The sequence below is a fragment of the Apibacter sp. B2966 genome, from assembly GCF_011082485.1.
Classification (GTDB): domain Bacteria; phylum Bacteroidota; class Bacteroidia; order Flavobacteriales; family Weeksellaceae; genus Apibacter.
Genome location: NZ_CP049714.1, coordinates 2,264,920 through 2,288,888 on the forward strand (window position 1 = coordinate 2,264,920; position 23,969 = coordinate 2,288,888).

21 protein-coding genes are annotated in these 23,969 nt (G+C 32.8%); 11 read left to right on the forward strand and 10 right to left on the reverse strand.

Annotated elements, in window-relative coordinates; genetic code table 11:
• Position 1: 1 nt before the first annotated feature.
• The 9 genes from G8C43_RS09680 to G8C43_RS09720 all read left to right on the forward strand — a co-directional run bounded on the left by G8C43_RS09680 (position 2) and on the right by G8C43_RS09720 (position 13,823).
• Complete coding sequence (locus G8C43_RS09680) at positions 2 to 712, forward strand: L-ribulose-5-phosphate 4-epimerase (protein ID WP_160543055.1); 711 nt, start codon at positions 2 to 4, stop codon at positions 710 to 712.
• 33 nt (positions 713 to 745) lie between these two features.
• Positions 746 to 2,425, forward strand: coding sequence for a ribulokinase (locus G8C43_RS09685; protein ID WP_166005655.1), 1,680 nt, complete (start codon positions 746 to 748; stop codon positions 2,423 to 2,425).
• 31 nt (positions 2,426 to 2,456) lie between these two features.
• Complete coding sequence (locus G8C43_RS09690) at positions 2,457 to 4,169, forward strand: ribulokinase (RefSeq protein ID WP_221411569.1); 1,713 nt, start codon at positions 2,457 to 2,459, stop codon at positions 4,167 to 4,169.
• Between the two features lie 185 nt (positions 4,170 to 4,354).
• On the forward strand, positions 4,355 to 6,382 hold the full coding sequence (locus tag G8C43_RS09695; protein ID WP_166005656.1) for a transketolase family protein: 2,028 nt from the start codon (positions 4,355 to 4,357) through the stop codon (positions 6,380 to 6,382).
• Between the two features lie 381 nt (positions 6,383 to 6,763).
• Positions 6,764 to 7,909: a thiol-activated cytolysin family protein gene (locus G8C43_RS09700; protein ID WP_166005657.1), complete on the forward strand. Its 1,146-nt coding sequence runs from the start codon at positions 6,764 to 6,766 to the stop codon at positions 7,907 to 7,909.
• 350 nt (positions 7,910 to 8,259) lie between these two features.
• Complete coding sequence (locus G8C43_RS09705; RefSeq protein WP_160543059.1) at positions 8,260 to 9,117, forward strand: hypothetical protein; 858 nt, start codon at positions 8,260 to 8,262, stop codon at positions 9,115 to 9,117.
• A gap of 26 nt (positions 9,118 to 9,143) precedes the next feature.
• Positions 9,144 to 10,289: a thiol-activated cytolysin family protein gene (locus tag G8C43_RS09710; protein WP_166005658.1), complete on the forward strand. Its 1,146-nt coding sequence runs from the start codon at positions 9,144 to 9,146 to the stop codon at positions 10,287 to 10,289.
• Positions 10,290 to 10,878: 589 nt separating this feature from the next.
• Positions 10,879 to 12,552: an alkaline phosphatase PafA gene (gene pafA, locus G8C43_RS09715; protein ID WP_166005659.1), complete on the forward strand. Its 1,674-nt coding sequence runs from the start codon at positions 10,879 to 10,881 to the stop codon at positions 12,550 to 12,552.
• Positions 12,553 to 12,632: 80 nt separating this feature from the next.
• Positions 12,633 to 13,823: an OprO/OprP family phosphate-selective porin gene (locus tag G8C43_RS09720; protein ID WP_166005660.1), complete on the forward strand. Its 1,191-nt coding sequence runs from the start codon at positions 12,633 to 12,635 to the stop codon at positions 13,821 to 13,823.
• Between the two features lie 231 nt (positions 13,824 to 14,054).
• Here G8C43_RS09720 and G8C43_RS09725 read toward each other — a convergent pair whose 3' ends face one another.
• From G8C43_RS09725 to folE, 4 genes are all read right to left on the reverse strand, one after another.
• Positions 14,055 to 14,564 (reverse strand): TlpA disulfide reductase family protein, encoded by a 510-nt coding sequence (locus tag G8C43_RS09725; protein WP_166005661.1) that lies wholly within the window; start codon positions 14,562 to 14,564, stop codon positions 14,055 to 14,057.
• Positions 14,565 to 14,630: 66 nt separating this feature from the next.
• On the reverse strand, positions 14,631 to 14,993 hold the full coding sequence (locus G8C43_RS09730; RefSeq protein ID WP_105296969.1) for a hypothetical protein: 363 nt from the start codon (positions 14,991 to 14,993) through the stop codon (positions 14,631 to 14,633).
• Between the two features lie 17 nt (positions 14,994 to 15,010).
• Positions 15,011 to 16,489: a cysteine--tRNA ligase gene (cysS, locus tag G8C43_RS09735; protein ID WP_166005662.1), complete on the reverse strand. Its 1,479-nt coding sequence runs from the start codon at positions 16,487 to 16,489 to the stop codon at positions 15,011 to 15,013.
• 2 nt (positions 16,490 to 16,491) lie between these two features.
• Positions 16,492 to 17,160 (reverse strand): GTP cyclohydrolase I FolE, encoded by a 669-nt coding sequence (folE, locus tag G8C43_RS09740; protein WP_166005663.1) that lies wholly within the window; start codon positions 17,158 to 17,160, stop codon positions 16,492 to 16,494.
• Between the two features lie 340 nt (positions 17,161 to 17,500).
• On the opposite strand from folE, the gene G8C43_RS09750 reads away from it, so the two are divergent.
• Together G8C43_RS09750 and miaA are read left to right on the forward strand one after the other, a co-directional pair.
• The gene (locus G8C43_RS09750; protein WP_160543066.1) at positions 17,501 to 17,812 is read left to right on the forward strand and encodes a YkvA family protein; all 312 of its coding nucleotides are present in this window, start codon (positions 17,501 to 17,503) and stop codon (positions 17,810 to 17,812) included.
• Positions 17,799 to 18,716 (forward strand): tRNA (adenosine(37)-N6)-dimethylallyltransferase MiaA, encoded by a 918-nt coding sequence (gene miaA / locus G8C43_RS09755; protein WP_255490378.1) that lies wholly within the window; start codon positions 17,799 to 17,801, stop codon positions 18,714 to 18,716. Before G8C43_RS09750 ends, miaA begins: the two co-directional genes overlap by 14 nt.
• Before the next feature lie 103 nt (positions 18,717 to 18,819).
• Here miaA and G8C43_RS09760 read toward each other — a convergent pair whose 3' ends face one another.
• The 6 genes from G8C43_RS09760 to atpE all read right to left on the reverse strand — a co-directional run bounded on the left by G8C43_RS09760 (position 18,820) and on the right by atpE (position 23,958).
• Complete coding sequence (locus G8C43_RS09760; RefSeq protein WP_166005664.1) at positions 18,820 to 19,977, reverse strand: iron-containing alcohol dehydrogenase; 1,158 nt, start codon at positions 19,975 to 19,977, stop codon at positions 18,820 to 18,822.
• 125 nt (positions 19,978 to 20,102) lie between these two features.
• Complete coding sequence (gene atpG, locus G8C43_RS09765) at positions 20,103 to 20,972, reverse strand: ATP synthase F1 subunit gamma (RefSeq protein WP_166005665.1); 870 nt, start codon at positions 20,970 to 20,972, stop codon at positions 20,103 to 20,105.
• A 22-nt stretch (positions 20,973 to 20,994) separates the two neighbouring features.
• A complete protein-coding gene (gene atpA / locus G8C43_RS09770; protein ID WP_105296976.1) occupies positions 20,995 to 22,572 on the reverse strand; it encodes a F0F1 ATP synthase subunit alpha in 1,578 nt (525 codons plus the stop codon).
• Positions 22,573 to 22,607: 35 nt separating this feature from the next.
• The gene (gene atpH / locus G8C43_RS09775) at positions 22,608 to 23,150 is read right to left on the reverse strand and encodes an ATP synthase F1 subunit delta (protein ID WP_166005666.1); all 543 of its coding nucleotides are present in this window, start codon (positions 23,148 to 23,150) and stop codon (positions 22,608 to 22,610) included.
• Between the two features lies 1 nt (position 23,151).
• Positions 23,152 to 23,646: a F0F1 ATP synthase subunit B gene (locus tag G8C43_RS09780; protein ID WP_160543071.1), complete on the reverse strand. Its 495-nt coding sequence runs from the start codon at positions 23,644 to 23,646 to the stop codon at positions 23,152 to 23,154.
• A gap of 114 nt (positions 23,647 to 23,760) precedes the next feature.
• On the reverse strand, positions 23,761 to 23,958 hold the full coding sequence (gene atpE / locus G8C43_RS09785) for an ATP synthase F0 subunit C (RefSeq protein WP_055425716.1): 198 nt from the start codon (positions 23,956 to 23,958) through the stop codon (positions 23,761 to 23,763).
• Positions 23,959 to 23,969 lie beyond the last annotated feature (11 nt).

The window sequence follows — 23,969 nt, forward strand, 5'->3', positions numbered from 1 at the left end:
TATGAAAAAATATGCTCAAATAAAAGAAGAAGCATTCGAAGGCAATAAATTATTACCCCAATTGAATTTAGTTTTATTTACCTGGGGTAACGTAAGTGTCGCAGATCACAATCAAGGAGTTTTTGCTATTAAACCTAGCGGAGTGCCCTATGATAAGTTAAAGGTTGATGACATGGTACTGGTTGATTTTGACGGTAAAGTGGTCGAAGGAAAACTAAGACCTTCATCAGACACACCCACCCATGCCGTTTTATACAAACATTGGAAAGACGTTAACTCAATTGTACACACGCACAGCACCTATGCTACCGCTTGGGCGCAATCTTTATTGGATATCCCCATATTCGGTACAACCCATGCAGATCATACCATATCTGATATACCTTGTGCTCCGCCTATGAGTGATGAAATGATCCAAGGAGACTATGAATACCAAACAGGTTTCCAGATTCTCAATATTCTTAAAGAAAAAAAATTAAGTCATAAAGAGATGGAAATGGTATTGGTAGGAAGCCATGCGCCCTTCACGTGGGGTAAAACAGCTGAAAAAGCAGTTTACAACAGTGCGGTGTTAGAAAATGTAGCTAAAATGGCTTATTTAACAAGGCAAATAAATCCCCAAGCCCCAAGATTGAAAGAAGCATTGATCCATAAACATTACGAAAGAAAACATGGCGCGAATGCTTATTATGGACAAGAAAAAAACAAATAATTACTATAAACCAACTGAATAAACAAAAAAATGATGAGCATTTCAAACAATTTAGTAATCGGTGTTGATTACGGAACTGATTCAGCAAGAGCCATATTAATGGATGCTGAAACCGGCGAAGAATTAGCACTCTCAGTAAAAGAATATCCGAGATGGAAAAAAGGTATGTACTGCGATCCGGTAAATTACCAATTCAGGCACCATCCCTTAGACTATGTTGAAGTATTAGAATATATAATTAATGAAGTAGTTAGAACAGTTCCGGTAGCAAAAGAAAGAGTTAAAGCATTGGCAATAGATGTTACCTGCTCTACTCCGGTAGTAGTAGATAAAGAAGGTACCCCCTTAGCTTTACGAGAAGACTTTTTAGATGATCCCAACGGGATGTTTATCTTATGGAAAGATCATACAGGAATAAAAGATTGCGAGCATATCAACGAATTTTCCAAAAAATGGCATACCGATTATACCCGATATTCAGGAGGAGGTGGAAATTACTCTGCAGAGCATTTTTGGGCTAAAGCCCTTCACATATTCAGAGAAGATCCCAAAATAAAAGAAATCGGGCATTCTTTTGTAGATGCTTGTGATTGGCTTTCCAATTTAATTATAGGGGTAAAAAAACCGGAAGATTTAAAAAGAAATATATGTACAGCCGGATTTAAAGTGTTGTGGAATAAAGAATGGGGAGGATATCCACCTAATGAATTTTTTAAAGAATTAGATCCCGTTTTAGATGGAATTGTAGACACCTTTTCAAAAAAAGTGTATACCTGTGTAGAAACGATAGGAAATTTATCAGAAGAATGGGCTAACCGATTAGGATTAACCACAGAAGTTAAAGTAGCTGCCGGAAACATAGATGCCCATGCAGGAGGAATTGGAGCGGGAGTAAAAAATAAAGCTATTGTTCAAATTATCGGGACATCCACATGTGATATTATTGTAGGGCCTAAAAGTGAAAATAACCCGTTAATTCCGGGCATATCCGGCCAGGCAGATGATTCCATAATTCCCGGAATGGTAGGTTATGAAGCAGGACAATCCGTTTACGGGGATTATTATGCTTGGTTTAAAAGAGTATTAATGTGGCCCTTGCGAGAAATATTTGCAAAAATCGAATACATAGATAAAGAAACCAAAGATAAAGTAATACAGGAAGTTTATGATAAAATGATTCCTGAATTGGCCAGACAAGCAAAACTCATACCGGCAAAAGACAGCCATATTATAGCTACTGACTGGATTAATGGAAGAAGGACGCCCAATGTTGACTATGAATTGAAAGGGACTATCACAGGATTGGCATTATCCAGCAGTACTCCATTACTATATAAATCCATAGTAGAAGCAACCGCATACGGTTCAAGAGCTATTGTAGAACAATTTATAAACAATGGAATTGAAATTGAGGAAATTATCGCAGTAGGAGGAATTTCTCAAAAGTCTCCTTATGTTATGCAAATTTTATCAGATGTTCTAGGCAAGCCTATAAAAGTTATAGCAACCAGGGAAGCATGTGCCTTAGGAGTGGCGATGTGTGCAGCTGTAACCGCCGGAATTTATTCTAAATTGGAACATGCTCAAGAAAAAATGGGAATGGGAATTTCAACAATTTACTATCCTAACGAACAAAATCACCAACATTACAATGTTGAATATGAAAAATACAAACGGTTAGAAAAAGTAAAAGAGCTAACCGGAAAACCATAATATTTCGGAGACGGAGGATAGTAAAAAAATAATGATCGCCGTCTCCAATCAAACAAAACTTCAAACTAAACCCAAAAAAATGCAATTATCCAATAATTTAGTAATAGGATTAGATTATGGTACAGATTCCGGAAGAGCAATTTTAATGGATGCAGAAACCGGAAAAGAATTAGCCTTATCAATCAAAGAATATCCAAGATGGAAAAAAGGATTATATTGTAATCCTGTAAAGACCCAATTTAGACAACACCCTTTAGATTATCTTGAAGTTCTCGAATATATCGTTAAAGATGTTTTATATAAAGTGCCGGGAGCAGCCGCTCGCGTGAAAGCCATCAGTACGGATATGACCGGTTCAACGCCGGTAGCGGTAAATAAAGAAGGAACCCCTTTGTCTTTGTTGCCGGAATTTGCCGAAAATCCTGATGCCATGTTTATTTTATGGAAAGATCACACAGGGCAAAAAGAAAATGAATATCTGAATGATTTTGCAAAAAAATGGCATATAGACTATACTAAGTCTGCCGGTTGTGGTGATTATTCCACAGAACACTTTTGGACCAAAGCTTTACATATATTTAAGATCCCCGAAATTAGACAATCCGCCTATTCTTTCGTTGAGTCCAGTGATTGGCTGCCTGCCTTACTTTGTGGGTTAACTAAGCCCGAAGAGATAAAAAGAGGAATGGGTATAGCCGGATCTCGAGTGATGTGGAATAAAGAATGGGGGGGATATCCTCCCAATGAATTCTTTAAATCATTGGATCCGTCTTTAGATGGCTTAGTAGATACATTTAACAAAGAAGCATATACTTGCGACCAAGTCGCGGGAACGATCACCAAAGAGTGGGCTAATAAATTAGGTCTTCCGGAACATGTACTTATTGCCGTTGGTAATTTGGATTGTCATGCAGGTGCGGTTGGAGCGGGAGTTAAAGATAAAGCTATGGTGGAAATTGTGGGAACTTCCACTTGTGCCATTACCGTAGGACCTAAGAGCTTAGGGAATAAATTAGTTCCGGGGATTCCTCAACAAGCAGATGACATTATTCTTCCCGGTATGGTAGGATTTGAAGCAGGTCAATCGGCTTTTGGAGATTTATATGCCTGGTTTAAGAGGTTGTTAATGTGGCCTTTAGATAACATAATGCTAAAATCGAATATAGGAGATCCGGAGACGCGGCAAAGTTTAAGAGATGAGGTATATGCTGAAATGATTCCTAATTTGGCCAGACAAGCGAAAATCATACCTCCCAAAGACAGTCAGATTGTATCTACCGATTGGATCAATGGCAGAAGATCTCCTAATGTAGATTACGAATTAAAAGGAACGATAACAGGTATAGCTTTATCCAGTGTAGCTCCTTTAGTTTATAAATCCTTAGTGGAAGCAACTGCTTACGGGGCTAAAAATATTATTGACCGTTTTATTGACAACGGAATAAAACTTAAAGAAATTATTGCCGTTGGGGGAATATCTCAAAAATCACCATATGTAATGCAAGTCATGTCTGATGTTATCGGAATGCCTATTAAAGTTATTGCAACCCGTGAGGCATGTGCTTTGGGAGTAGCCATGTGTGCTGCTGTAGTTGCGGGAGTGTATAAAAATTTACCCGAAGCGCAGAGCAAAATGGGAATGGAAATTTCAAATATCTATTATCCTAACCAAGAATATAATAAACATTATAATCAGGAATTTAATAAATATTTGAGTTTAGAAAATATCAAAGAGATCATATAAATTAGTTTTCAAGGGTATTGGAGCATCTGTCTCTATGAACAGGTAGAGACAGAACTCGCCCTTTTAAAAATTATATAAAAGAATAATAATAATTCAATAATCAAATTTTTCACAATATTGCTCTGAATAATTGAAGTAAATGCAATTAAAGCGTAAATTTGAAATCCAAAATTTTATAAAGTACAATGACTGATATTAAAACATTAAATAGAGCAGCAGACAATATTAGAATATTAGCTGCATCAATGGTAGAAAAAGCAAAATCAGGCCACCCGGGAGGAGCCATGGGGGGAGCTGATTTCATTAATATATTATATTCGGAGTTTTTGGAATACGATCCCAAAAATCCCAGATGGGAAGGAAGAGACCGATTTTTTATGGATCCGGGACATATGTCGCCCATGTTATATTCAGTTTTGGCATTGGCCGGAAAATACTCTATGGATGACCTTAAAAATTTTCGTCAATGGGGAAGTGTTACTCCGGGACATCCTGAGTTAGATGTTGAAAGAGGAGTTGAAAATACTTCCGGACCTTTAGGACAAGGTCATGCTTATGCCGTGGGAGCGGCAATAGCTGCAAAGTTTTTGAAAGCTCGATTAGGAAATTTCATGAATCAAACCATCTATGCCTTTATTTCTGACGGAGGAATACAAGAAGAAGTATCTCAAGGAGCAGGAAGGATAGCCGGACATTTAGGGTTGGATAATCTGATTATGTTTTATGATTCCAACGGAATACAACTCTCTACTCAAGTAAAAGAAGTTAATCAAGAAAATGTAGCAGCAAAATATGAAGCCTGGGGTTGGAAAGTAATTACTATAAAAGGAAATGATCCTTCAGAAATACGTAAAGCCTTACATGAAGCAAAAGCAGTTAACGACAGGCCTACTCTTATTATAGGAAATACTATCATGGGAAAAGGAGCCGTGGATGCCAATGGGCAATCCTTTGAAAATAAAGTATCCACACACGGTCAACCATTAGGGGAAGCCGGAGGTAACTTAGCAAAAACCATCGAAAATTTAGGAGGTGATCCGAATAACCCATTTATTATTTTTCCTGAAGTTCAGGCATTATATGCAAATAGAGCCAAAGAATTAGAAGAAATAGTAAAAAATAAAAAAGAAATAAAAGAACAATGGGTAAAAGAAAATCCTGAATTAGCCGAAAAAATGGAAAAATGGTTTTCAGGTGCTGCACCAAATATCAATTGGTCTGAAATTACACAAAAACCCAATGCTGCTACAAGAGCAGCATCTTCAACGGTGTTGGAAACTTTAGCTAAACAAGTTGACAACATGATTGTATCTTCTGCAGACTTGTCAAATTCTGATAAAACGGATGGCTTCTTAAAGCACACCCGTCCATTTACCAAAAACGATTTTTCAGGAGCATTTTTACAAGCAGGAGTAGCTGAATTTACTATGGCTTGTTTATGTGTGGGAATGAGTCTTCATGGAGGAGTAATTCCTGCGTGTGCCACCTTTTTCGTTTTTTCTGATTATATGAAACCTGTAGTTAGGGTTGCTGCATTAATGGAACAGCCGGTTAAATTCATTTGGACGCACGATGCATTCAGAGTGGGAGAGGATGGGCCCACTCATGAACCTGTGGAGCAAGAAGCACAAATACGTTTGATGGAAAAGCTGCAAAACCACAAAGGTAAAAATTCCATGTTAGTCTTAAGGCCGGCAGATGTTCAGGAAACAACTGTTTCTTGGAAATTAGCAATGGAGAATACACATACTCCAACAGCTTTGATTTTGTCTAGACAAAATATTAAGGATTTACCGACTAAACAAGATCGATTTAATGAATCCTTACAAACTTCTAAAGGAGCATACATAGTACAGGAAGATGAGGGGTATGAAATAATTTTACTGGCTTCCGGTTCGGAAGTTTCCACATTAGTGGAAGGGGCTGAATTACTAAAAAAAGACGGTATAAAAACAAGAGTAGTATCCGTACCATCAGAGGGATTATTCAGATCACAACCTAAAGACTATCAAGAGTTGGTTTTACCTAAAAATAAAAAGAAATTCGGATTAACTGCGGGGCTTCCCGTTACTCTAGAAGGATTGGTTGGAGAATATGGAAAAATCTGGGGAATGAATTCATTTGGATATTCTGCTCCGGCTGCTGTTTTAGATCAAAAATTAGGATTTACCCCTGAAAATGTATATAAACAGGTAAAAGAAATTTTGGGTTAATTAGGTAATTAGTGCCTATGTTGTAATCATACTAACTCTATGAATTCAAGAAAGGAGAATTAATATTTTAATTCTCCTTTTTTTATATAAAAAAAATCAGAACAATTTATGTAAACATGTTAAATATTAAGGTTTATGTGTGATAATAGAACAAAATAAATTAAAATATATATTATAATAAAATAATTATATTCTTTTTTACGTTATTATAATTATATTTATTTTCAAATATTATTATCTTGGTATGAAAAGACTTATATTTTGGGTGTTTGCAATTGTTTATATGAATTTTAGAAATGATTTTAATGTAGATATTTTTAATCAAGATATCAGCTATTTATGAAAAAAGTAATATTTATAAATAATCTTAAATTATAAAAAATGATTTTTAAAAAACGTTTATTATCCGGTATTCTTTCCGGATTTATGCTTAGTAGTATTTTTTATTCATGTAGCAGTGATGATAATGCTGATTCAAATATTAATTTTTTTCGTCCCGTACGATTTTTAAATGAGTCGGATAAGGAAATATCTGCAAAGCCTACAGGTAATAAAGGCGTGGACGAAAACGGGGTTCCACGTAATGAATATGAAGTTATTATTCGCAGATCCAATGAGTTTTCAACAGCAGATTTAATGAAAGAAGCTACTATTGAAAAAGCGATTTTATATCCCGGATCTTTACTAAGAGGAGAGTCGTTTATTAACGGAAACTATGAGCCATTAATCCTAACAAATTCTTTTAATCCGGTTACATTATATCTTACGATCAATGGGGTCAATGTAAGTATAAAAAAAGATGCTTTACCTAAAGAAAATGAAGTTTCACAAACTCTGACCGAATTAAAAACCGGTAACTCCGGTTATTTTCCTGATAATTATATTCCTACTAATTATACGTATGATAGTGAGGTCGTTACTACGGATGAAAGTTTTAAGAAAATTATCAATTTACATGTAAAATCTAATTTTTCATCCCTTGTAAATTCCTCTTTTGATTACGATTATGATAACTCCGCTGTAAAATCATCCAGCTATGTTTTGGTAAAACTAAGACAAACAGTATATTCAGCGGGTATAGATCTTGCTAATTGGACGAATTGGGTAGAAGGTAATATAAAAGCATCGGAAATTGGTTTGTATGAACCGGTATATATCAGTAACATAGATTATGGTAGAGTAGCTTATTTATTAATTGAAACAAATAAGTCGGCGAAGGATGCCGGTAAAATGGTAAAAGGTGCAGTTGATTACAAGATAGGAAAATTAACATCAGGAGAGAATTATTTGAAGAATGAAGAATTGAAAAAACTGTTTAATACAAAAAAAATCAATGTTTCCGTGTTGGGTGGGCCTTCCAATAGAGTTACTTCCTATGACGAATTTATTAATTATATGAATTTATATGGAAAAGAAGCCATCGTTTCTTCTTCTGCACCAATTTCATATACCATTCGTCGTTTGAAAGACAATACAAAGGTCGAAATTGTGAATACTTACGAAGAAGTCAGAAAAGAACTCCGATAAAAAACATAGCACCTATTTTAAATTTTAGCTTCAATACTTTTCGTGGTATTGAGGCTAAATGTTTTAATAAGGGGACAATTTGTTTTGTTATAAGGTAAATTACGTATTAATTACAAGTAAGTTATAATTTTTGACTTGATAATATGGTTTTAATGAATATCCGAATATCAAATTTGAAATTAAAATTTTCTTTTTATAAAAAATATAATATAGCTCAATATTTAATAAATGTATTGATTTAATGAATATTTGTTACGGTAACAGAACAAAACAAAATAAATTTTAATTAATTGTAAAATAATTTATTAAAATCTACGTTAATACAGTATAATTACAAATAAAAACTAACTATGAAAAAATTAATGCTTTTGTTTTTGCTAATGGTTGGTATGTATTCCTGCAGCGATTCTGATACCGATGATTTAAATTTAATTACAGATCAAAACCTAATTGAAAATCCAACATTTTCATTAAAATTTGTTAGGACATCTCGCGGATCAACCATGAATAATCTTCAAGTTGGGGATTCACTTGTAATAGCTTATGAAATTAATGGTGTCTCTATAAACACGCATGAAACGTTTACCATCATGCCTCAACTTGGAGGTCCTGTTTCGCATCAAATTTTAGGAGAAGATTATGATCTTTATTATAAAAATAAGAAGGTTGATAAAATTAATACGCTAGAAAAGCAAGGTAAATTTACGCTTTATATCAAAAAGGCAGGTAATTTTAGTCATGCCTATACTGCTTTTATTGTAAATACTGAAAACAATGAAATTCCTAATAAACTAATTTCAAAAAGTGATCTATATTTTAATTCTGTCAGAATTGTTGCTTACAATTATGAAATCAGGCTTAGGAAATCATCGACATGGCAACATTCCTTGAGAGGAGTATTTCATAAACTTTATATTGACACAGGAAATGAAGAATATGATAAATATCTTGAGAATCTTACCTATAACGTATATTATAATTCGCGAAGTTTCGAGCAGTCTAATTTTCGCAATAAACAGAATAGAGATTTTTATGAAGTACAAAGAGTTGAAGGAGGTAAAAAAGCATATACGGTAAATACCATTGATAAAATTGTTTTCAAAAAAGAAGTAAATGGGGTAACCACCAATATCGAATACAAAAATATTCCTGTAGTTTTCTATGGAAGGAAAGATGATTGGGGAACAGAAGGAAATAATAATCTTTAACAAAAATAAACTAAAACTCTACAAAAATGATCTTGAAAAAAAATTTAGTATCCGTTCTGATTTTCGGATTTATCATGGGTAATGTATTTAGCTCTTGCAGTAGCGACGATGATGCGGTTTCCGGTAGTAGGGGATTGCGTGAAGTGAAATTTCATTCCGAACCGGATATGGAAATATCAACAAAATTTACAGGAAATACAAGTATAGATGCTGATGGTGTTCCTCGTAAAGAATACGAAATCGTTACGCGTCGTTACAATGAATTTTCAGTTGCAGACCTTATGAGTGAAGCAAATATAGAAAAAACAATCTTATACCCGGGAAGTATACTTAGAGGAGAATCTTTTTTAAACGGAAAATACGATCCGGTTGTACTTCATAATTCATTTAATCCGGTTACTTTATTTCTTACTATACAAGGAGTTAATGTACATGTTAAAAAAGATGTTGTTCCTAAAGGGAGTGAAGTTTTTCAAGCCTTATCGGATTTAAAATTAAATAATACTGGTTATTTTCCAGAAGAATATATACCTGCAAATTATACATATGAAAGTGAACATGTTACAACGGAGGAAAGTTTTAAAAAGACAATCAATCTGCAGATAAAAGCCAATTTTGCCGGTATAGCAAATTCCTCTTTTGATTATGATTATAATAAGTCAAATGTGAAATCATCCAGCTATATTTTGGTTAAGTTAAGACAGACCGTATATTCTGCAGGAATTGATCCGGTGCACTGGTCAAATTGGGTACAAGGTGATATTAGTGTTTTAGATAGCGGTCCTTACGAACCGGTATATATCAGCAGTATTGATTATGGTAGAGTGGCCTATTTGCTGATTGAAACTAAAAAGTCATCACAAGAAACCGGTAATATGGTTAAAGGGGCTGTAGACTTTAAAATTGGTAGAATTTCAGCTGGCGGGAATTATCAAAAGAATGAGGAATTTAAAAAGTTGTTTAATTCCAATAAAATAAAAGTTTCAGTATTAGGGGGACCATCTGAAATTGTAACCAATTATGATCAATTTATGGATTATATGAATTTATTAGGAAAAAAAGCTCTGGTAGCTTCATCTGCGCCTATTTCATACACCATCCGACGTTTAAAAGACAATACTCAAGTGGATATTGTAAATACATACGAAGAGGTTAAAAAAGAATACAGATAAATTAATTTATTAGCATTTAAGTTTAGCTTCAATACTGTTTAGGGTATTGAAGCTAAAATTTTTTTTAAAGCATTTTATCAAATTAAAAGAAAATTACCTATTGAAAATTTTCTTCATTTTACTTCAGTCTATTTAAGCTATTGATAATTATATCACTAAAAAAGAAGCGTATTTCTTAAAAGATACGACATAGGTAAACCTCTATTTTAATATCTTTTCCGATAAATTATATAATTTAAAAACCTTTGTTAAATTTATAGCTTAAATCATTTTAATAGATTTAAAATCCATATAAAAGAAATTTTATTGAAATTAAATTTATTATTAATTTAATTGATAAATTTTTTTATATTTGAAAACAAGATATAAATAATAAATATGATTAGGATTTATTACGATAATTTTAATAAATTGATTTAATTTATAGATTTAATTATATTAAATTAATGGTAATCTATGTTCCTTTACTTTAAATAATAACAAAATTGATAAAAGATTTAAAGAAAAGCTACAATTATATAAAATAAATACATAATACATATAAAATTATCTTTATTTTGTAACCAATTTTTTGAACTATATACACCATATGAAAATAAAAAAAATTACTCTCACATTGCTGACTTTGATGACTCTATATGGATCATTAGAAGCACAAAATAGAACACAGGTAGAAAGACCCAAGTTAGTAGTTGGTATCATTGTAGACCAAATGCGATGGGATTACCTATATCGATTATATGACAGATATGGAAATGCAGGTTTTAAAAGACTCTTAAATGAAGGATTTTCATTTGAGAATTGCATGGTAAATTATGTTCCTTCATTTACAGCCATAGGACACAGTACGGTTTATACCGGATCAGTTCCTTCCATACATGGAATTGCAGGAAATGATTATATAGAGCAAAACACCGGCAGGAGCATTTATTGTACAGAAGACTCCAAAGTAAAAGGGGTAGGATTGGATGATCCGGAAAATAAAGTAGGGAAAATGTCTCCGTATAATTTAAAAGTATCAACAGTTACCGACCAGCTTAAATATGCTACCAATTCAAGATCAAAAGTAATAGGTATTTCTTTAAAAGACAGAGGAAGTATATTACCTGCAGGACATGCAGCGGATGCGGCCTATTGGTTTGATGCAAAAAGCGGAAGATGGATAACCAGTACCTACTATATGAAAGAATTACCGAAATGGTTAAAAGAATATAATTCTAAAAATATGCCGGAAAAATATTTAAGTAAAGATTGGAATCCAACGTATCCCATTTCAACTTACATACAAAGTCCGGATATCAAAATGCTGGGAAAATATGAAGTAGGATTTAAAGGATATGAAACTCCTTCTTTTCCCATGAAGACTTCCCAAATGATGAAGACATTAGGTGTAAGCTTGATTCAATACACACCCTATGGAAACACGACCACGACAGATATAGCTAAGTTGGCGATTGATCATGAGAATTTAGGAAATAACAAAACAGGAGATACCGATTTTTTAGCAATAAGTTATTCTTCTCCCGATAAAATGGCTCACCATTATTCAATCAATTCAATACTAACGGAGGATTCCTATATAAAGTTGGATCAAGAATTAGCAGATTTGTTTAGCCATTTAGACAGTAAAGTAGGAAAAGGAAATTACCTGGTTTTTTTAAGTGCCGATCATGCAGGAATACCTAATGCAAATTTTATGAATGACAATAAAATGGCCGGTGCACTTCGAAGATTAACTCCGTACGAAAAGAAAATCAATGAATATTTGAAATCAAAATACGGAAGAGACGATTTAGTTAGAAGTTTTAATAACTATCAAGTAAATTTCAACTATACTGCAATCAAACAAGCCTCAATAAATTTAGAAGATCTTAAACAAACCTGTATTGATTATCTTCAAACCCTGGAAGGGGTCTTATATGCCGTTGATATGAAAAAAGCATCCATAGCAACAGTTCCTCAATATATTAAAGAAAAAATCATTAATGGGTATAACAGAGAATATTCCGGAGAAATACAGATTATTTTAGATGGAGGATCTTATGATTTTGAATACTATGATCCAACCAAAGGAGGTACGCATGGTACTTGGGGACCGGATGATGCGCACATACCTTTTATTTTAATGGGCTGGAAAATTCCTCACGGAAGCACAACAGAAGAAGTTTATATGACAGATATTGCTCCTACCATATCTGCATTATTAAAAATACAAATGCCTAACGGTGCCATAGGTAAACCCGTTGATTACATAATGAAGTAATATTAATTAAGTTTATTTCCTCTGAATTAATTAAACAATCTAAAAATATTCAGAGGAAATATTTTGAAGTTCTTGCAATTATGAATAGAAAAAATTTAATTGGTCTGTTATTTCTTATCGTTTTAGTTTGTTCTGTTAAAGCTCAAACACTCGAAATAAAAACAGGAACGAATACTGAGGACAATATAAAAATAACCATGGGAGGTCGAATAGCTTTTGACGGAGCTGTTTATTTTGATGATAAAACACCATTGGGTAATGGAATGACTATATCTGATGTGCGATTAACCTCCAAAATGCGATATAAAAAATGGGATGCAAAAATAGATTTTGGTTTTTCCGATAAAAAAGTAAATACCAAAGACATCCATTTAATTTATAATATTAATGAAAACTCATGGGTTAAGTTGGGATATGCCGGAGAGCAACTCGGGTTGGAAAACTGGGAAAGTTCTGCATGGCTAAAATTTATGACGGCAGCAGCTAGTTCACAAGTTTTTGGTTCGGGGCGACAGCTGGGTTTTACCTATGTAAAATGGAATAAAAGAATATATTATAGCGGTGGCTTTTATACAGATAGCGATGCAATAACTAACAACAAAGAAGGAAATCAGGGATATGCTTTTGTAGGTAAATTTTCAGTTGATCCTGTCAGTACTAATGATAAATTAGTTCATATAGGAATATCGGGAGAGTATAGAAACGGTAATCGTGATGGTTTAGATGATAATAAAAAAACCAAAAGGATTATGAGTTACTCCGGAAATTTAAATACAAATGTTGAAAAAAAGAAACCCTTAGACATAACCATCACTAACGTTAAAGATCAGTACAGATGGGTGACGGAATTATTAGCGACTGCCGGCCCTGCTTTTTTGCAAGGCGAATATTATTCGATTCATATCAATAGAAAAGCAAATAATCATTCGTATAACGCCGATGGTTTTTATGTGCAAACGGGATTTTTAATACTTGGAGACAAAACCTATAAATATAATTTAGGAGACAGACGATTGAAAAAACCGGGAGATAAAACCTTGGAAATGGCTATTAGATATGATTATACAGATCTTAATGACGGGGTCTATAATACGGAAATTTTAAAAGGGGGGAGAATGAGTGATTTATCATTAGCAGTAAATTACTATCTAAATAAATACATAGGTTTTAAAGTTAATTATTCCTACATTAATTTAGGACCTTATAACAATTATGGAACCAATAAAGAAAACATTAACTTAATACAAGGAAGGGTTATGGTTGTGTTTTAAATGTTTCCTAAGAAACTATCAAATGATACTGTGATTGATATTAATGATATAATCATAACCTTGAAGGTTTCCAATATATTTAATATTAATTGAAACAAATCAATCTATAAATATATATACTTTAGATAAAATAGTATCAGTATAAAATAAAGTATAAAGCTAACTAGTAAATACCACAAAAAAAGCAATTACTATCATAATGAGAATGAATGAATTAAACTTTATCCAACTTTATAAGTTGGCAATAATTATAGATTCTAAATCTTTTTCATTAAGTAATTGCTCTTTAAATAAAACCTTACTTCCATTCTTATAAAAAACGGTTGCAGGTATACTTCCTTCCCATAGTGGATCAATAGCAGGAATCCATTTATCCATATTTTCAGGATCATTTAGAAGATAAACTTCGGTTGAAATGGAATATTTACGTAAAAACTTTTTAACAAATTCAATATTTTTAACAGGATTTAAATTTATTAAGATCATTTTATAACCGACGTTATCCTTAAACCTTTCATTTACTTTCATAAAGGAAGGAATTTCAACAACGCAAGGCATACACCATGTAGCCCAAAAGTTAACGACTAAAAATTTATCATTCTCTTTCTCAATAATATTTTTAAAATCTGAAAAAGTGATTACTTTAATATCCTTAATTATTTCAGTCGAGGTGGTAGGCTGGGCTTTACCAATAATCGTAAACACTAGTAAAAATAGGCAGATATATATTTTTTTTATCATAAATTTATTAGAAAAGACGTAACATATCTTTTACAAATTTAATTATATCTGCATTCAGTACCTTACTTACTTATTCATTTCATCATATTGAGATTCATGAATAGGAAGAGACATGGGATTAGTTTCATCATAATAAATAGACAAAGAATCACCCACCTTACTTTTATCTTCAGGCATTTTCTTTATAATGGTTGAATGTAAATTACCTTTGTCATCTCTGTAAACGATATTCCAAACATTAATTTTTTCGTTAGCAATGGATACACCGCTTTGTTCTCCGGTAATTTCTGCCTTAGCTTTTTTTGAAGCAGCAACATTCATTACATTTTCAGGTGCAATAATAGTTGCCGATTCTTTTTTGTTTAATTTTGAACAGCTGTAACAAGCTAATAGAATTAAAATAATAGTAAAATAACTGATTTTTTTCATTTTTTGTGATCATTTAATTATTCAATTTCAAAAGTTGTTCCTTCTTTTCCATCTTTAAGATTAATACCGGCTTCCGACAAACGATTACGAATCTCGTCAGAAAGAGCCCAGTCCTTCTCAAGTCTTGCTTTATTTCTTAAATCAATAAGAACTTTCAAGGCTTGATCCAGTTTACCGGTATCTTTCATAGTGTCAGATAAAAGTTCCAATCCTAGAATATCATAGAAGAAAACATGAATGGCAGTATTTAACTTTTTTAAATCAGTAGCAGTTAGTGTTTCTTTTTTTAAATCTAAATTATTTATAAGTTTAACTATATCAAATAAATGTGAAATTAATACCGGAGTATTAAAATCATCGTTTAATGCTTCATAACAAGTATCAATCCATTCCTGAATGTTATAACTTGAAGTTTCAGAAGCAGCAATATGTGGGAGTTTTTCAATCGCGGAAGTTAAGCGGAAATATCCTTTTTCGGCAGCAATAATAGCATCGTTGGATAAATCTAAGACACTTCTATAATGAGCTTGTAAAAAGAAAAAACGAACAATGATCGGATGAAAAGGTTTTTCAATAAAACTATTTTCACCGCTAAATAATTCTTCAGGTAAAATGGTATTGCCCGTAGATTTACTCATTTTTTGTCCGTTTAAGGTAAGCATATTCGTATGAACCCAATAATTTACAGGTTCTTCTCCAAAAGATCCTTTAGCTTGAGCAATTTCACATTCATGATGCGGAAATTTAAGATCCATACCCCCTCCATGAATATCAAACTTTTTACCTAAATATTTGGTACTCATTGCGGTACACTCCAAATGCCAGCCCGGAAATCCGTTTCCCCAAGGAGAAGGCCATCTCATGATATGTTCAGGAGACGCATTTTTCCACAATGCAAAATCTTGAGGATTCCTTTTTTCTCCTTGTCCGTCTAAATCACGAGTATTGGCAATCATATCTTCTATTTTTCTGCCGCTTAATTCACCGTAGTTGCCCCCTTCTAAATCAAATTTATTTACATCGAAATAAACAGACCCGTTGACTTCATAAGCCAGACCTTTATGCAATAATTTCTTAATTAGCTCTATTTGCTCTACAATATGGCCGGTAGCTGTAGGCTCGATATCGGGAGGGAGCATATTAAATAGATATAAAACCTTATGAAAATTAAGGGAATATTTTTGTACGACTTCCATGGGCTCTATTCTTTCCAGGCGAGCCCGCGTTGAAATTTTATCTTCAGAATTATCATCGGTAAGATGTCCGGCATCGGTAATATTACGAACGTATCTTACTTTATATCCTAAATGACGCAAGTATCTGTTGATAACATCAAAAGATAAAAAAGTTCTGCAATTACCCAAATGCACTTTGTTATACACTGTTGGACCGCATACATACATTCCTACAAAACCTTCATGCAAAGGAGTAAATACTTCTTTTTTACCGTGTAAAGAATTATATAATTTTATTTGATTGTTCAGATAGCTGCGCATATTTAAATTTTGAAATGGGAGTCAATACCAATATAATGTAAAAATTCTTTTCTTGTTGTAGGATTGTTTAAAAACAAGCCACTTAATTCAGCAGTAACCGTGCTGCTTTCCGTATCTCGTATGCCTCTCGAATTAACACATAAATGTTTAGCGTCAATCACACAAGCCACATCATTAGTATTTAATACTTCTTTTATAGCTTCAACAATTTGTCTGGTAAGCCGTTCTTGAACCTGAGGCCTTCTGGAATAATAATTTACGATTCGGTTAATTTTAGATAATCCGATAACTTTTCCATTTGAAAAGTAAGCAACGTGTGCCCTTCCGATTATAGGCAGAAAGTGATGTTCACAAGTTGAATAAACCGTAATATCTTTTTCAATCAGCATTTGACGATACTTGTAACTATTTTTGAAAGTAGACACTTCCGGTTTATTTTCGGGAAGAAGACCTCCAAAAATTTCATTTACATACATTTTAGCAACTCTTTTAGGAGTATCTTTTAAACTATCGTCATTCAAATCTAATCCAAGAATATGCATAATTTTAGTAAAATGCTCTTGAATCGCTTTTTGTTTTTCTTCAGGAGATAAAACAAAGGCATCCGATCGAATAGGAGTATATTCTGTATGTGTGAAATGGTCTAGTTCTTCGTCTTCTTTATTAAACATAATAAAAAACATCTAAATTTCTACAAAAATAAGTTTTTTTTAGTTGAAAACCATTACAATATTCAAAAGCAAATAATCATTTATAAAAGAATATTTTAAAATAAAATTGTATCTTCGCATAGAATTAATCTAAATAGTTAACTAGTTGTGAATATTTATCTTCAATATGCATTTATAGCCTTAACTTTACTAGTAGCTGTCTGGTATTTGATTAAATTATTTAGGGAAACTTTTTTTTCCAAAAAGAAAAAATGCGGAGGAGGTGTCAATTGCAAATGCGGCAGAGAGTAATATTTGGAATAGAAATTGAAATTAGCTAATCAATCAAGTAGTTAAAAAAATGAAAGTAAAACATTTGGTAGGTGCAGTATCTAAAGATAAATCATTTATTTCCAAAATTCCTGTTTTATTTAGAATGTTAAGGGCTTCTCTAAAGGGGCAATATAAACCGGGAATTAAAAATCTTTTTATTTTCACCTTTTTAATTATTTATGTATTATCTCCCATTGACCTCATCCCTGACTTTTTAGTAGGCATAGGTTTTCTTGATGATTTAACTATTGCCTTTTTTGCATTTTCCAAATTATTCAAAGAAGTTGATAAGTATGTAGCATGGGAAAAGCAAAAACATAATACTATTGTCATTGAATAAAAATCCAAAAATTTTATGGTCTATAGTAGGACCTACAGGAATAGGAAAGACTGCTTTATCTATTGAACTGGCAAAAAATTTAAAAACAGAGATAATATCCTGTGACAGCAGACAATTCTATAAAGAATTAAAGATTGGAACTGCTGCTCCTTCATCGGAAGAATTATCTTTAGTTCCTCACCATTTTATAGGAAATTTAAGTATTGCTAAAGATTATTCAGTTGGCGATTTTGAAAAAGACGCATTAAGAAAGATAAACGAGCTTTTTAATAAATATGATCAACTCATTATGGTGGGAGGGTCCGGTCTATATGAAAAAGCGGTTAATGAAGGGTTAGATAATTTTCCCGATATAGATTCTAAAGTCAGAGAGGATTTAATGGTCGAAATACAGGAAAAGGGACTATCCTATTTACAAGAAGAACTAAAGAAGAACGATCCCGAATATTATTCTCAAGTGGATTATAATAATCCGGTGCGAGTAATGAGGGCATTGGAAATTTTTAGAGGAACCGGAAAACCTTACAGTTCATTTAGAAAAAATCTGGTAGAAAAAAGAAATTTTACATCCGTTAAAATTGGTTTAACAGCATCTCGTGATCTTATTTACGATAGGATAAATAAACGAGTGGACTTAATGATGGAAAAAGGATTATTAGAAGAAGTTATTTCTTTGCAAACATATAGACATAAAAACGCATTACAGACCGTTGGGTATAAAGAACTTTTTGACTATCTCGATGGAAATTCTTCCTTAGAATTTGCCGTAAGTGAAATCAAGAAGAATTCACGCAGATATGCTAAAAGACAATTAACTTGGTATAGGAGAGATGAGTCAGTTAACTGGTTCGATTATCAGAGCACTCAGGAAATTGTAGATTTTGTTACGGAAAAGATTAGGTAATAATCATACGCTATCAAGTTTATAATAAATATAATTTTTAAGCAATAAAAAATCAGGATAGGAAACTATCCTGATTTATAAGACGGAATTCTAAATTAATTTTCTATTTTCTTAATTCTAATATTTTCTTAACCTCTTGGGATTTAATATTTTGATGTTCACCCAATTGCCAACCTCTTTTTTCTATTCGTTCAGAAATTCGGTTTATAGCTTCCTCTCCTAAATTATAATCAGAAAGTCTGGTTTTACAATTCATGCTATGGAAAAAGGATTCAACTGCACTAATAGTATCTTTGATAAGTTCGTCAATAGAATCGGCTTGTAAAGAAAAAACCTCTCTTCCCAATCGAAGAATTTTATCTTTTTTCTCTTCTTTTAATACTTCCATTACTCCGGGCAATACAATTGCCAGTGTTTGCGCATGATCTATTTCGTAGAAAGCGGTTAATTCATGTCCTATCATATGTGTAGACCAATCCTGAGGTACACCGCAAGCAATCCAACCATTTAAAGCCCAAGTTGAAGCCCACATCAGATTAGCTCGAACATCATAATTTTTAGGATCTTTTAGAGCTTTAGGTCCTTCAATGATTAAGGTCTTTAGAATAGATTCAGACATAAAATCTTGTAATAAACCGTTTACAGGATACGTTAGATATTGTTCAATAACATGCACAAAGGCATCGATAACCCCATTACTGGTTTGAACCGGAGGTAAACTATAGGTTACACTTGGATCTAATACAGAAAATTTTGGATAGACTATTGGTGAGCTGAAAGATAATTTTTCTTGGGTTTCATTTTTTGTAATGACAGAATAGGTATTCATTTCTGATCCGGTGGCAGAAATAGTCAAAATAGTACCAAAAGGAAGTGCTTTTTTTATAACCACAGTAGGGTCTGCAAGTATTCGCCAAGGATCTCCCTCATCGAAACAAGATGCTGCAACAATAAATTTGGTTGCATCAATAACCGAACCGCCTCCCACAGCTAATACATATTCAATATTTTTCTGTTTAATAAATTCAACAGCACGCATACAAGTTTCATAGTGAGGATTTGGTTCAATGCCTGAAAATTCAAACCATTGGTATCCTTTTAATGCATTCGTTACTTGTTCATATACACCATTTTTTTTGATACTCCCTCCACCATAGATGACTAATATGTTAGTTTGTAAAGGTATTTCTTTAGTAATTTCGGAAATCATACCTTTTCCGAATAAAATTTTTACAGGATTTACAAAGGCAAAATTATTCATTATTTAATTTTTTAATAGGTTTAATAATGCTCTTTATCCCTCAAAATTTGAACCAAACCCGGATAAAAATAAAAAAGGTTACGTTTATAGTAACCTTTTTTTATATAGATTATAATTTTAAAATCTTAATTTTCTAAGGCTTGAGCTCCACTTACAATTTCAATTAATTCATTGGTTATGGATGCTTGACGAGCTTTATTATACGATATGGATAGTTGATTTTTTAATGCTTTAGCATTGTCTGTGGCAGCCTGCATAGCAGACATTCTTGCTCCATGTTCTGCAGCATTTGAGTCCAATATCGCTTTAAAAAGCTGAGTTTTTAATGAAGTAGGAATAAGATGTGTTAAAATACTTTCCTTAGAGGGTTCATAAATATAATCGCTAACTAAGGAAGAATCATTGGTATTTTTAGAAAGTTCAATTGGTAGAAATTGCTCGACTTGTAAAAGCTGAACTACCGCATTTTTAAATCGATTATATACCAATTCAATTTGATCATATTCACCATTTAAAAACAACTGCATAAGTTCTTCAGATATTTTAGAAGAATTTTCATAGGTTGGCGCATCCCATAGAGAACTGCAATTTTTATATATGGATACAGATTTTTTTAAATTTTCATATCCATTTTTTCCTATTGTTAAAAGGTCAACTTGAGTATTTTTATAATCATTTTCCAATAGATTTTTAACAGCTTTAACTATAGTAGAGTTAAAGGCCCCGGCAAGTCCTTTATTGGAAGTAATGACAACTAATAAAACCTTTTTAAGTTCTCTCTTTTTAGCATATTCTGCACCACCGGAATCAGAGTCAAGAAAAGGACTAACATTTGATAATAATTCTTGCATTTTTTCTGAATAGGGGCGTAGTCTTACAATTGCATCTTGCGCTCTTTTCAGTTTAGATGAAGAAACCATCATCATTGCACTTGTAATTTGCATAGTCGAATTTACAGAGGCAATTCGGTTTCGTATTTCTTTTAATGTTGCCATTTTCTAGAATATTCTTTTTTATTTATGAATAATTTTTTACAACCCCGGCTATTATCGTATCTAAAGAAGAAGTAATGGAATCATCTATTTTACCTTCTTTTAAACTTTTTAATAAATCGGCATGTTGAGTTCGTAATGTTTCTGTTAAATTCCTTTTAAAATCTTGAACTTTATTGACAGGAACTTCACGTAATAAATTTTGAGTTCCTGCATATATAATAGCAATTTGTTCTTCAACAGGCATAGGTGAGTTAACGGACTGTTTTAATATTTCAACGTTTCTCTCTCCTTTTGCAATAACAGCGGCAGTAGCCGGATCTAAATCGGAACCAAATTTTGCAAATGCTTCCAATTCGCGGAATTGCGCTTGGTCAATCTTAAGTGTTCCGGATACCTTTTTCATAGGTTTAATCTGAGCAGCTCCACCTACACGTGATACAGAAATACCAACGTTGATAGCAGGTCTTACCCCGGAATTAAATAAATCCGATTCTAAAAATATTTGTCCGTCTGTAATAGATATTACATTAGTAGGAATATACGCAGAAACGTCTCCTGCTTGAGTTTCAATGATTGGTAGAGCTGTTAATGATCCGCCTCCTTTAACTTTACCTTTTAAAGATTCCGGTAAATCGTTCATCGTTGAAGCAACCTCATCATTATCAATAATTTTAGCGGCTCTTTCTAACAAACGGGAGTGCAAATAAAATACGTCACCCGGATACGCTTCACGTCCCGGAGGTCTTCTTAATAATAAGGAAACCTCACGATAAGCAACTGCTTGTTTAGATAGATCATCGTAAATAATTAATGCAGATCTACCGGTATCGCGTAAAAATTCTCCGATGGAAGCTCCGGCAAATGGAGCATAAACCTGCATAGGAGCAGGGTCAGAAGCGTTAGCGGCAACCACAACCGTATAAGCCATTGCTCCTTTGTCTTCTAATGTTTTAACAATTTGCGCAACTGTAGATGCTTTTTGGGCAATAGCAACGTAAATACAATATACGGGTTTGCCTTGATCATAAAATTCTTTTTGATTTAGAATAGTGTCAATGGCTACTGTAGATTTTCCGGTCTGACGGTCACCAATAATTAATTCCCTTTGGCCTCTACCTATAGGAATCATAGAGTCTATAGCTATTATACCGGTTTGCAAAGGTTCATTTACGGGTTGGCGAAATAATACACCGGGTGCTTTTCTTTCCAAAGGCATTCTGTATAATTCTCCGGAAATCGGACCTTTACCGTCTATTGGAGCACCTAAAGTATCGACAACTCTTCCTATCATTCCTTCACCCACATCGATAGATGCAATCGTTTTAGTTCTTTTAACGATATCTCCTTCTTTAATGCCATTGGATTTACCCAAAAGTATTACCCCTACATTATCTTCTTCTAAATTTTGAACCATTCCTTCCAATCCATTGGAAAACTTTACAAGTTCTCCTTGTTCTGCGTTACTTAGTCCATATATACGGGCAATACCATCTCCAACCTGTAAAACCGTTCCCACTTCTTCTAAGGAAATATTTTGATCGAAATTTGATAATTGCTGTTTTAAAATTGCAGAAACTTCTGCTGGTTTTATATCTGCCATTGTGGTCTTTTTATTTATAAGTTATAGCTAAAAAATTAAAATATTTTATTACTTAATTTTTTTTGAATATTAGTTAGTTCGGATTTTACGCTTGCATCGATTTGTTGATCACCCATACGTATAATATATCCTCCAATAAGAGATGCATCTATTTTATTTTCAATAATTGCTTTTTCTTGGTTAATTTTTGGAAATGAATTTAAAATTTTGCTTACGGTTTCTTGATCTAATGGTATAGCAGAAATAATTTCTACGCGTTGTATGCCATTATATACATCGTATAATTCCAAGACTTGTTGTGCTATTTCCAATAAATCATTTTCTCTCTTATGCCTTACCACTAAAGTAATAAAATTACGAGAAGTAGGAGAGAAGGATTTGAAAATTTCGTTTACAATATTAATTTTTTTATGGGTTTCAATTATAGGGGATTTTAAAAAGAATTGAAAATCTTTATTTTGATTGATTATATCAATTAAAGATTTCATTTCTTTAACGATAGTTTCACTTTCATGTAAAGATAGGGCATACTCCCATAAACCCGTTGCATAGCGCTTAGCAAGTCTAACTACTGACATTTTAGTTTAATTTTGCTTGGTTAACTAATGAATCAATAAGCTTTTTTTGTTCTTCAGGAGAAGATAGTTCCTTTTGAAGAACTTTTTTTGCTATATCAACGGATAAATCTGCCACTTCACTTTTTATTTGATTGATCGCAGATATTCTTTCCGCATTAATGGTTTCTTTAGCTGATTGAATAATTTTATTGCTTTCTGCAGTAGCAGCATCTTTGGCATCGTTGATAATTTTATCTTTAATTTCACGGGCTTCTTTAAGAATGGCTTCGCGCTCCATACGAGCTTCTTTTAAGATTTGCTCATTTTGAGAGGTTAATTTAGCCATCTCTTCCCGTGCATTTTTAGCTTCATCTAAAGATTTCTGTATTGAGTTTTCTCTATTTTCTAAAGCTTTTAAAATAGGTTTCCAGGCATATTTTCCTAAAATTATTAATAAAACTATAAAGGAAATAGTCATCCAAAATATTAAACCAATTGAAGGAGTTAATAAATCCATATTTTATATCTTTTTTAACTTTTTATGATAAGAGTTTAAATAAATGCTTTTCTAATTAAAAGAAAACTCGAATAACCAACCGTTATCATTTCGAGTTTTCTGTTATTTTTCTTCTTATTTAATCAAAGATACCACAATTGCAAATAAAGCAACTGCTTCAACTAATGCAGCTAAGATTAATGCAGAAGCCTGAATTTTTCCTTGAGCTTCAGGTTGTCTTGCAATAGCCTCCATCGCTTTTCCACCGATAAGACCGATTCCAATTCCTGCTCCAATAGCAGCTAAACCTGCTCCAATTACTGACATTCCCATGTTTACTATAT